General features: G+C 69.9%; 7 protein-coding genes and 1 pseudogene. 6 read left to right on the top strand and 2 right to left on the bottom strand.

Annotated features, from left to right (window positions below; all coding sequences use genetic code 11):
• Both ACWGI8_RS29840 and ACWGI8_RS29835 read left to right on the top strand, forming a co-directional pair.
• On the top strand, positions 1–1,492 hold a 1,492-nt coding region (locus tag ACWGI8_RS29840; RefSeq protein WP_453665569.1), incomplete at its 5' end, for an ABC transporter ATP-binding protein.
• 125 nt (positions 1,493–1,617) lie between these two features.
• Positions 1,618–3,366 carry an ATP-binding cassette domain-containing protein gene (locus tag ACWGI8_RS29835; RefSeq protein WP_453665575.1) on the top strand — a complete coding sequence of 583 codons (1,749 nt, stop codon included), beginning with the start codon at positions 1,618–1,620 and terminating at the stop codon, positions 3,364–3,366.
• 488 nt (positions 3,367–3,854) lie between these two features.
• Here ACWGI8_RS29835 and ACWGI8_RS29830 read toward each other — a convergent pair whose 3' ends face one another.
• Positions 3,855–4,424 (bottom strand): response regulator transcription factor, encoded by a 570-nt coding sequence (locus tag ACWGI8_RS29830; RefSeq protein ID WP_453665573.1) that lies wholly within the window; start codon positions 4,422–4,424, stop codon positions 3,855–3,857.
• Positions 4,425–4,978: 554 nt separating this feature from the next.
• Between ACWGI8_RS29830 and ACWGI8_RS29825 the strand changes: the two genes are divergently transcribed.
• A complete protein-coding gene (locus ACWGI8_RS29825; RefSeq protein ID WP_453665567.1) occupies positions 4,979–5,737 on the top strand; it encodes an SCO2400 family protein in 759 nt (252 codons plus the stop codon).
• Between the two features lie 405 nt (positions 5,738–6,142).
• On the top strand, positions 6,143–7,504 hold the full coding sequence (locus ACWGI8_RS29820; RefSeq protein WP_453665571.1) for a phosphatase PAP2 family protein: 1,362 nt from the start codon (positions 6,143–6,145) through the stop codon (positions 7,502–7,504).
• Between the two features lie 145 nt (positions 7,505–7,649).
• Here ACWGI8_RS29820 and ACWGI8_RS29815 read toward each other — a convergent pair whose 3' ends face one another.
• Complete coding sequence (locus tag ACWGI8_RS29815; RefSeq protein ID WP_453665566.1) at positions 7,650–9,341, bottom strand: serine/threonine-protein kinase; 1,692 nt, start codon at positions 9,339–9,341, stop codon at positions 7,650–7,652.
• A 116-nt stretch (positions 9,342–9,457) separates the two neighbouring features.
• Between ACWGI8_RS29815 and ACWGI8_RS29810 the strand changes: the two are divergent.
• Together ACWGI8_RS29810 and ACWGI8_RS29805 are read left to right on the top strand one after the other, a co-directional pair.
• A pseudogene (locus ACWGI8_RS29810) lies at positions 9,458–9,610 on the top strand (transposase); the annotation flags it as partial.
• Between the two features lie 253 nt (positions 9,611–9,863).
• The gene (locus ACWGI8_RS29805) at positions 9,864–10,997 is read left to right on the top strand and encodes an RICIN domain-containing protein (RefSeq protein WP_453665565.1); all 1,134 of its coding nucleotides are present in this window, start codon (positions 9,864–9,866) and stop codon (positions 10,995–10,997) included.
• Positions 10,998–11,067 lie beyond the last annotated feature (70 nt).

Raw genomic sequence — 11,067 nt, 5'->3', positions numbered from 1 at the left:
GCGTCGTGCCCTGCGGCACGTACTCGCGGCCGGGCCCCGCGGGGCCGCCCGCTTCACTCCCGGCGACCTGGTGACCCGGCTGACGGGGAACGTGGCCGAGGCCGCCGCGGCCCCGGCCACCGTCGCGGCCGCCGCGCCCGCCCTCGTCCTCCCGCTCGGCGGACTGGTGGCGCTGCTGCTGATCGACCCCTGGACGGCGGCCGCCTTCCTCGCCGGAGCACCGGTGCTGGTGCTGCTGCTGCGGGCGTTCACCCGCGACACCTCCACGGCCGTGGCCCGGTACCAGCGCGTTCAGGGCGAGATCGCCGCCCGGCTCGTGGAGGCGCTCGGCGGAGCGCGAACCGTCGCGGCGGCCGGCACACAGGAACGGGAGCGCTCCCGGGTCCTCGCACCGCTGCCCGAACTCGGCCTGCGCGGGCGGCAGGTGTGGCGGGTGTACGGCACGGCCGTCGCCCGTGGCGCGGTCCTGCTGCCGCTGCTGGAGACCACCGTGCTCGCGGTCGGCGGACTGCGCCTTGCGGCAGGGGAGCTGAGCGTGGGCGAGCTGCTGGCCGTCGTACGCTACGCCGCGCTGGCCGCGGGGATCGGCGCTGTCGTCGGACAGCTCGCCGCCCTCGTGCGCAGCCGCGCCGCCGCACGCCGAATCGCCGACGTGCGGACCGCGCCCGTCATGGCGTACGGGAATCGGAAACCGCCCGCGGACGGCCCCGGGCGGCTGGAGTTCCGCCAGGTCACGGTGGTGCGCGAGGGGCGCCCGGTGCTGCGCGACGTCGATCTGGTCGTGCCGGGCGGCGCGACCCTGGCCGTGGTCGGCCGGTCGGGGGCGGGCAAGACGGTCCTGGCCGAACTTGCCGGCCGGCTCGCCGATCCTGACGGCGGGACGGTGCTGCTGGACGGCATACCGCTGTCCCAGCTCGAGCGGCCCGCCCTGCGTCGCGAGGTGGGGTACGCCTTCGAGCGGCCCGCGCTGTTCGGCGCGACGGTGGGCGAGGCGCTCGCGTTCGGTCCGTATGAACCGGCCCGCGCCGAGGTGGAGCAGGCCGCGCGGGCGGCGGGCGCAGACCCTTTCATCCGGCGGCTGCCCGACGGCTACGCCACCCCGCTCCGCGGCGCCCCGCTGTCCGGGGGAGAGGCCCAACGCCTCGGTCTGGCAAGGGCGTTCGCCCACGCCGGACGGCTCTTGGTGCTGGACGACGCGACGTCCAGCCTGGACAGCGTGACCGAGCGCCAGGTCGTGCGGGCCCTGCTGCACGACGTCCGGCCCGGTACCCGGCTGGTCATCGCCCACCGGGCGTCGTCGGCGGCCCGCGCCGATCTGGTGGCCTGGCTCGACGCCGGCCGGATCAGGGCCGTGGGGCCGCATGCCGCCCTGTGGGCCCTGCCGGAGTACCGCGCCGTGTTCGCCACGGAGCCCGGCGAAGGCCACCGCGGCAGCGGTGGTCACCGAGGCGGTCACGGAGGCGGCGACGGTCCTCGGGGCAGGGCACGTTGACGGCCGGGGAGCGCACACGGGCACCGGAGCGCGCGGCCGTGCTTCCGGCGGCTTCCGGGGCGGCGTCCGGCGCCGTCCGGGTGCGGCACCCCGGCGCGAGCCGCCGACGCGGGGCGCTGCGCCGGGTGCTGTCCCGGGCGGGCCCGTTCCTCGCGCCGCGCCGCCGCGCGCTGCTGGGCCTCGCCGGCTGGTCGCTGCTGGAATCCGGTCAGACCTTCCTCGGCGGCTACGGCGTCGCCCAGGCCCTGGACCGCGGCTTTCTCGCCGGGCGGCCCGGGGTGGGCCTGACCTGGCTGGCGGTCGCCGCGGTGGCGGTCGTCGCGGGCGGGCTGGCCACCGGGCGGATGTTCCGACGGCTCGCCGACCTCGTCGAACCGCTGCGGGACGGCCTGGTGCGCCGGGTCGTGACCGGCGCCCTGTGCGACGCGGTGTCGGGTGCCGGCGCGGGGCACGATCGCACGGCGGTGTCCCGGCTGACGCACCAGACGGAGGCGGCGCGGGACGGTTTTGCCGGACTGGTCCTCGTCCTGCGCTCGTTCGTCTTCACCTGTGCGGGAGCTCTGCTGGGTCTTGCGGCCCTCGCGCCCGCGCTGCTGCTGGTCGTGCTGCCGCCGCTGGCCGCCGGTCTGCTGCTGTTCGCCGCCGCGCTGGGCCCGATGGCCGCGCGGCAGCTTGAGTTCCTGCGTACGGACGAGGAACTCGCCCAGCGGTTCGGCGACATCGCGCCGGGGCTGCGGGACATCGTGGCGTGCGGCGCGGAGGAGCGGACGGCCGCGGCGGCCGGGAAGCTGATCGACGCCCAGACCCGGGCCGCTCGGTCGCTCGCCCGGTGGGCCGCCGTACGCACGCTCGCGCTCGCGCTGTCCGCACAGCTGCCGATCGTCCTCCTCCTCGCCGCGGCGCCCTGGCTGCTCCACCGGGGGATCACCGCCGGGGCGCTGCTCGGGGCGCTCACGTATCTGACCCAGGCCCTGCTGCCCGCCCTGCACACGCTGATGACGGGGCTCGGGGCGGCCGGTACCCGGCTGCTCGTGATCCTGGACCATCTCGCCGGACGTCCCGACGCCAGGGCCGACGTGGGCGACGGGCGTGCGCCGCGGCCCGTGCCGCCGGCGGCGGCCCTGGCGGCCGGAGCGGTGGCCCGAGCCCACGCTCCGCGCGTGGAGCTGCGTTCGGTGTCGTTCGCGTACGGCCTGGGCGCCCGGCCGGTCGTGGAGGGACTCGATCTCGTCGTGGAGCCCGGTGAGCACCTCGCCGTGGTGGGACCCAGCGGCATCGGCAAGTCCACGCTGTTCGCGCTGGTGGCCGGGCTGCTGCGGCCGGACAGCGGGGACATACGGCTCGACGGGGTGCCGGTGGGGCGTCCCGACGGGCACGCGTCCGCGTACGCACGGGCCCTGATCCCGCAGGAGGCCTATGTGTTCAGCGGCAGCCTGCGTGAGAACCTGCTGTACCTGTGTCCCGACGGCACGCCGTCCACGGCCGTGGAGAGCGCGGTGGAGGCGATCGGCCTCGGGCACGTGGTGGGCCGGCTCGGTGGCCTTGACCAACCCGTCCACCCGGGCGCCCTGTCCCAGGGAGAGCGGCAGCTCGTCGCCCTGACCCGCGCCTATCTCTCGCCCGCGCGGCTGGTGCTGCTGGACGAGGTGACCTGCCATCTGGACGCGGCCGCCGAGGCCCGCGGCGAACGCGCCTTCGCCGAACGCCCCGGCACCCTGATGGTGATCGCCCACCGCCTCACGTCCGCGCGCCGGGCCTCGCGGGTCCTGGTCCTGGACGGCGTACACGCCGAGTCCGGCTCCCACGAGGAGCTGCTGGCCCGTTCGGAGCTGTACCGGGACCTCGTGGGGCACTGGGAGGACACGGGCGCCTGAGCGCCGTGCTGGTGGCCTTCCTCGCCGACGCCGGCGGAGGACCTGCGCTCACGCGGGGTGACCGTTGCCGCGACGGTCACAGCCGTCGACGACAGACCCGAGTCCGTGAAAGTGAGGCAGCCGCTGTCGCGACCGCCTTCCGCCGACGCCGGATGCTGCGGACTTCCCGCCCGCCCGCGTCGGCCGATGCTCGGTCGGCCGACACCGTCACGACGGCAAAGAGTGGACACACCGGTTGACCACCCATCCAACGCCCCCACGGATCGAGAGCGTCATCTCCTTCTGACGCACTCGCGTCAGCTCACGCACCGTCCCCTCGGAGGTCTTCGCTCCGAGCGCCGGCCGATCGCGACACCCTGCCGCAAAGGTGGAGTCCCCCCAGCGCCCTGCTGTACCCGTCGGCGACACTGCCGGTGCTCGGCCGACCGGCCCCCGCACGGTCCGGGCACCCGCGTGGCCCCCGCCCGCCCGTACCCGCGCCGCGGTGCTCAGACCCATCCCGCGTGCTGCGAGATCCGTATCGCGTCCACCCGGTTGCGGGCCCCTGTCTTGCGGGTGATCGCGGAAATGTAGTTGCGGACGGTTCCCCTGGACAGATGCAGACTGTGCGCGATCTCGGCCACCGTCGAGCCTTCGGCAGCCAGCCACAGCACGCTCAGTTCGCGTGGCGTGAGCGGCACTTCGGCGGCCTGGAGAAAGCCGAAGGCGAGCGCTTCGTCGACGAAACGCTCGCCCGCGGCGACTCTTCGGATGCCGTCGAGTAATCGCTGCGGGCCGCCGTCCTTGCTGACGTACCCGAGTGCGTCGGCGTCGAAGGCGCGCCGCAACAGACCGGGCCGGGAGTCGGTCGCCAGGACCAGCAGGGCGGCGCCCATCTTGGTGATGCGCCGGGCGAGTCCGGCCACCGCGCCGAGCATGGCCGAGCCGGGGCAGTCGATGTCCACGACGCATACGTGGGGCCGCAGTGACTGTGCTTGTACGGCTGCGGTGCGCCAGGAGGAAGGAATGACCTCGAGGTCGCCCTCCTTCCCCAGCAGGGCGGTCAGCGCCGACCGCATCAGGCTGGTGTCGTGCACGAGCAGTACCCGTATCAACGCCGTCGCCTCCAGTCATGCGTGCGCGGAGCCCCATTGCACCGCACACATCTCGTCACTTCCTAGAACCCGGTGCCCCGCCGCCCGGCGGCTATTCGAAACCCAGGGAGCACGGGAGCGCACAGAGCGTACTCAGTGCGCCGGGCGTGCGCGTGCGTACTCTCCCGCGCGCGAGGGGCGCACGTGCGCCCCCTGTGCGGTGAAGCTGCACGAGCCGGCGGTCCAGCCTGCTGCGCGGCCTCAGCCCGCCCCAGCAGCGGCAAGTTTGCGAACAGACAGAATATTTACGGGAGTTACCTGCCTCACGTTTCAGCCGTTGAATGAGCAACTCGCACGCCGTCACCCGTAGACCTCGACAACAGGTGCCCACCTGTAGACCGGTGAGTGAGTGAGGTTCGCACATGCCAAGGATCCTGCTGCACAAAGCTCAGCGCTGCTTTGCGACACAGGGCTGTTGCCGGGCAGGGTCAGGGAACCAGGCTTCGTTCCAGCGACTGTCCCACTGAGCGGTCGATCCCATGGACTACTGCATACCCTGCCGCCGCACCCTCAACGGCGCTGTGACGTGCCCGGAATGCGGGGCGTACGACCACGGCATGGCACCGCTGAGCGATGGGGGTGGCGACGCTCCGGCGGTCGACACGGCGGCGATGGAAGTCCTCTTCGACCAGGGGCCGGACTCTGCCAAGCCCCGCCGCGGTCCCTCCCTCGTCACTCCCCAAGTTCCGGCCACCGACCTGCCCGAGGCCCGGCGCCACGGTCCGCCGCGCTGGAAGAGGTACGGCGTTCGGACTCTTGCCGCGGCCACTTTCGCTGTGCTCGGCGGCCTGGCAACGGCGTCGCTGGTGCCCCAGCACTCCGCAGGCCTCCCACAAGCGGCACCGAGCCCGGAGCCGGCATCCCCGGATGAGCCCCAAGGGCACGACACCAGTAGACCCCCGAATGCCTCGCGCTCACCGGACCGTCCGGCCACACACCCGGGCAGAGGAGCGGCCCGCAAGCGGAATGACGGTGTGACTCGGCGCCCTGACGCGACGCCCACGGACCGGGAATCACCTGCTCCGCAGGCGTCCGCTGCGCCCGTAAGTTCGCCACCGGTGAAGGCCGTGCCGACCCCCAGCCCATCCTCCGGCCGGCCGAGCCAGCCGCCCTTGCCGCCGACGACGCCGACCCCGAGTCCTTCAACGAGTGCCGGCGCAAGCGCCTCGCCAACGGGCAGCCCTGCACCCGTCACCACAGGTGATCCAGGGACCGATGTGCTGAGTGAACTGGCGTAGCAGGGGCGCTGCGGAGGGCCTTGGGGTGGGCCGGAGGCGTCGGCTTGAGCGGACGGTGGGTGGGCGGCCGCGTCGCTTGGGTCTGCAGGTTGCGGCATGGCGCCGTTTGAGTACGTCACGGTGCCACTGCATGATCGTCTCCGGGCGTACCAGTAGCAGGGCCAGGCGTTGCAGCACGACCGATCATGATGCCGTTGATGCCAGGTGCAGGCGAAGCCTCTGACGCGATCAGCGGACACGGTCGGAGTGTGGGGATCAGGACCCCGACCTGGACGGATGAATTACCGGCACCCGCAGAGCCGATCGCTGTATTCGACGTACCCGTGATCAGTGAAACCCACCGCCTCCGCTAGCATGTTCGAGCTCGCAACGATCACGTTGAAATATGGAAAATCGGCTGAAAAATTGATATCTAGGACAGCGCGAGGGTTTTCGCGAACAGACGGCAGCCTTCGGTTGGCTGCATGGCGTCAACCACGCGTCCTGCTGTGGGTCGCGGCGAGTGTGGTGGCCCTCGGATTCCTCATCGCACTGGAGATCGCCGCGCGCCGGTACGGTGTGCCGGGACCGATCACCATCCAGGCGCGAGAGGTGATATTCGCCCCCCAGTCGGGGACGGTGTTGTACGCCAGTATGGCGTTGATGATGGTGGTGCTCACCTGGCGGCAGCGGTTCATCGCCGTCGGCGCCGCGATCGGCATCGACGTCGTCTTCTGGCTCGTGCGGTGGGCTGTCGACGCCGAGATGATGTTCGGCAACGGCGCGTTGTGGGTGACTTTGGCCTGTGCCGTCATCGCCGTCACGCGCTGCACCGGCCGGGAGCGTGTCCTGCTGCTGAAAGGCGTCGGACTGGCCCTGCTGCTGGTGGCCGGCCGCAAGACCGGCTACACCTGGCTGCTGCTCACGTCGAAGACCCGCCCGGTGGTGCTCGACCAGTACGTGGCGACGGCCGATCACGCGTTGGGCAACCCGTCGTGGGTGGCGGGCCGGATCGTCGCGGCCACCGGCACGATCGGCTTCCACGTTCTTGAGTGGGTCTACATTCAGCTCGCGGTGGCCGCGGTCGTCGTCGCGCTGTACCAGCTACGCAAAGTGGCGGTGGAGCGCCGCTTCCCGGGCCATCATCTGGTGCGCACCTTTCTGGTCATCGGCCTGCTCGGGCCGGGTATCTACATGCTCTTCCCGGTGGTCGGACCGATCTTCGCCTACGGTGCCGACGGGGGGCACTGGGCGGTGGCCAACCTGTGGCCGGACACGCCGCCGCCGGTCAGTACTCCGCACCCGATGCTCTTCGACAGGACCACCCCGCGCAATTGCATGCCCAGTCTGCACACGGCGTGGGCTACCGCGCTCTTCATTCATTCCCGCAAGGGCCCGCGGGCTCTGCGATTCGCAGGCACGTTCTGGCTGATCGCCACGCTCGGCGCAACGCTGGGCTTCGGCTACCACTACGGCGCGGACATCGTCGCCGGTGTGGTGTTCACGCTCACGATCGAGACGGCGCTGCGCTCGCTCGACCGCGGCTGGGACCGGCCGGGAATCCAGCTGGTCGCCTACGGCACCGCGGTCTTCGCTGCGCTCCTGGCGTCGTATCGCTACCTGTCGATGGAGATGGCCGAATATCCATGGGTGTTCGGGCCGCTGCTCATTCTGGCGATGACCTCAGTGGTCTACGGCTACGTACGGACCACCAAGCTGTGGGAACGGAAGGCCGTGTCGGTGCATCTGCCGGAACCGCGACGCGAACCGCAGCCCGAACTGGTGTGAGTCATGGTGCAGCGGCTCGTGGGCTGAGCGCCTCCCGGGTGGCTCTCCTGCTGGCCGGTTGCCCGTACCCGTACCTGCATCACCTGTCAGCTTCCGAAGTCGCCTGCACAGTTTCCCGAATTCGTCTGCATCCCGGGGCTGCTCTTCAAAGGTCAACGGGGAGTGTCGTGAAGTGAACTGATGGGACCAACCGTTGGCCGCCGTATCCAGTGAGGGTCTCTATGAGTTCTGTCCGCTGCCTTTCCGTCAGGGGGCCAAGGACACAAACCGGGACCCGTGGGCGAGCTCTGACTGTGTTCGGTTGGGGATAGGGCCACCCTGCCGGTCGGAGCATGGTCGGCCTGCTGGCGCCGGGTTCCAGGTCGATGTGAATTCCGGTGTACCGGTATGGTGATGAGCTCTGAATTTCCTCAATACTGACGCGCTGGATCTGGTCCCACGGGATCTCTCGCCGTCCAGCGGCGCTTCCGGTTGCGATCCCCCGTGGACCGATATGAAGCGCCCATTGGGATCTCGCTTTCCGCGCACCCGCATGCTTGGTGATCACGAATGTTTCCGTGATCGCACCGACAGTGGCCCCTAGCGCAACCACGCCGCCAAGTCCGCCTCCGACCGACATGATGGCCAGCCACCCATCCTGCCCGTCAGTAGCTCCCGGCGTGACGAGCCCTAGATGCAGCGGGAAGTAAAAGCTGGCCACCGCGATCGCAGACGAAAGCAGTGCTGTGAACCAGGTAGCTTTCGTGCGTGGTGTGGCCGCATAGGCGGACAGCGGCTCTTGTCCGGTCCAGGACATCTCAAAGGAAGCGAGTGGCGCGGTGGGCGGCATCTGAACCGTCGTCTTCACCTGCGATTGTGCCATCTGGACGGTGTCATTCCCGCGTGCGTCCTGAGAGAGGGCCGCCCGGCGCGCGAGTGACGCACTCAGCGAGCGGGCCATCCTGGCCAGCAGGATGTTGCGGGCTTCGTGGCCTGCTGGGGATTCGGGCTCGGGTGCGCGGTCGAGTTGTAGCAGTGCATGGGAGAGGTTGGCGGCGTTCGGGTACCGCTGGCTGGGGTCCTTGTGCAGCAGGGTCAGCACGAGGTCGTCCCAGGCGGGTGGGATGTCCGCGGACACCGAGCTGGGTGTGGGGGGTTCCTGGGTGAGGTGTGCCGTGAGGTAGCCCACGGTGTCGGGGGCCTGGAATGGCAGTCGGCCTGTGATCAGTTCGAAGAGCAGGCAGCCGATCGCGTACAGGTCGCTGCGTAATTCCGGGAGGCCGCGTGCTTGTTCGGGGGCCATGTAGGGGGGTGTGCCCACGATGAAGCCGGTCTGGGTGAGACGGTCCGCAGTCGCGTAGGGGTCGGCCGCCCGCGCGATGCCGAAGTCGAGGACCTTCACGGTGCCGGATGGCGTGATGAGGATGTTGGACGGTTTGATGTCCCGGTGCATGATTCCGGCGTTGTGCGCGTCGGCCAGCGCGTCGCAGATCTGCGCGCCCCATCGGGCAGCGTCCGGCAGGGTGACGGCGCCTCGGCGCAGCTTCGCGTCCAGGCCCTCGCCCCGGACCAGTTCCATCACCAGGAACGGGGCTCTGCTGCCCTCTGTGCCGGTCTCGCCGAGGTCGTGGATGGTCACGATGTTGGGGTGCTGCAGGCGGGCGGTGATCCGTGCCTCGCGCAGGAACCTGGCGCGTCCCTCGTCGCCGCGGCTTCCGCCACCGGCGAGCAGGGAGATCACCTTGACTGCGACAGGCCGGCTCAGCGTCTCGTCCTGCGCCTCCCATACTTGGCCCATTCCGCCTTCGCCGAGCTGTTGCACCAGCCGGTAACGACCCCCGAGAAGCTGGTCTCGCACTGCTGTGCCTCCCCCGTCTTGAACATTCCGGTCCCTCCCGCCGGCGAACCGGCTCGATGGGGATCATGACGCGACCGCGAGGGCGACGCACCCGATACCCGGAAACCCGCCAGATGCTCGTCTGCGACGGGCTCAAGGGCCGGCCCGAGGCGGTGGAGACGGTCTGGCCGAGGACGATCGTGCAGACCCGCGTGGTGCACCTGCTGCGGAACTTCTTCCCCTATGCCGCCCGCCAGGACTGGGACAAGATCGCCAAGCTCCTCAAGCCCGCCTGACCCTCGTAATCCTCCATCAGCTGACGGATGTAACACCCTGTGGAGGTCCGTACTTTGGCACGCGCAGCAGGGCCGCATTCAGGGATAGGCGAGTGGATGCAGGGCTGATCACGTTTCATGTGCGCGAGTCGGCACATCAGGTGCTTCCCTTGCTTCCCCTCACCACCCGGAGGACCTTGCTGCGGCACCACGGGCCGGTCACCGAATTCGGCCCAAGGCAAGAGCTGCCGAAGGAGAACGGAAAACCATGATCACTGAGCCGACCCCACACGGCCACCGCGCAAAGGCCGCACCCCTTGCGGTCGCCGTCACCGTGCTCGCCGTCGCACTGTCGCCACTCACCGCGGGAACCGCCCACGCGGACACCTCGGCCACGGCGGGCCTGTCCCTCTCGCCGCGCTTGACCTCGGACAACGGCCTTGCGCCGTCGCTGGATCTGGCGAAGGACTCGGCAGACTACGGAACCGAGATCGTCATCAACAAGACCCCGATGGCGAACTGGAGCTTCCTGCCCAACGGTGACGGAAGTTTCCTGATCCGCAACGACAGAACGCAGAAGTGCATCGACTTCAACACCGACAACAACCACCTCGTCGAGCCGGTGTACTGCGACCGGAACAACAGCAAGCAGAACTGGTACCTGCAGCCGTCGAAGAACGGGGGCGGCTACTACGTCATCCGGAACGTCAACAACAACAAGTGCATGGACGTCTTCGGGGAAGGCAGCAACGACGGCACCGTGGTGGGGCTCTACGACTGCCACGGCAAGAGCAACCAGGAGTGGATCATTGGTCCGACGCCGAGCCCGGGGGCCACGGGGCCCACTCTCTCGGACATGGCCACCGCGTACGCCCTGAAGCAATGCAGCAACAGCTCCAGCATCATCAAGTCGTGTGCCTACGCGATCACCGGTGAGAGCACGGCATCCGTGGGGAACCTGAAGCGGGTCAGCCAGAACGTGTGGAACAACAGCACCGACCCGGCGGACCGGACCATCACCTGGACGCAGACCACGTCCCAGACCAACACCGTTGGCGGCTCCATCACCGTCACCAGCGAGGTGGGGATCAACGTCGAGTTCGTGACCGCCAAGGTCAGCTCCGCGGTCAGCGCCCACTACGACCACTCGTGGACCCAGACCGACACGGTGAGCGACGCGAACAAGATATCCGTGAAGCCGAACAACTACAGCTGGGCGATGCGAGGCCAGCTGATGAAGACGGTGACGGGTAGCTGGACGTTCACCAACGACCTGGGCGGCACCTGGTCGGGTGACGGCACCGCCACCATCCCGGCCGTCGACGGCACCGACAACCTCAGCAGCAACCTGGTGCTGTGCACCAGCGACAGCCCCGCTCAGGTGTGCGTCGACAACCGGTGACCGGCGCAGAGCACTCCTCCGCATAACCTGCCGGCGCGCCGTCAGGTAGTTTCCCGGCCCCGGCGAACGG

The organism is Streptomyces sp. NPDC054841 (assembly GCF_053611045.1).
This window is presented reverse-complemented; position numbering and strand designations above follow the sequence as displayed.

What these genes read in the sequence shown, in the direction of transcription:
- ACWGI8_RS29830 (WP_453665573.1), bottom strand. Translation starts at nt 4,424, where the DNA reads ATGCGGTCGGCGCTGACCGCCCTGCTGGGGAAGGAGGGCGACCTCGAG.
- ACWGI8_RS29825 (WP_453665567.1), top strand. Translation starts at nt 4,979, where the DNA reads ATGGACTACTGCATACCCTGCCGCCGCACCCTCAACGGCGCTGTGACG.
- ACWGI8_RS29805 (WP_453665565.1), top strand. Translation starts at nt 9,864, where the DNA reads ATGATCACTGAGCCGACCCCACACGGCCACCGCGCAAAGGCCGCACCC.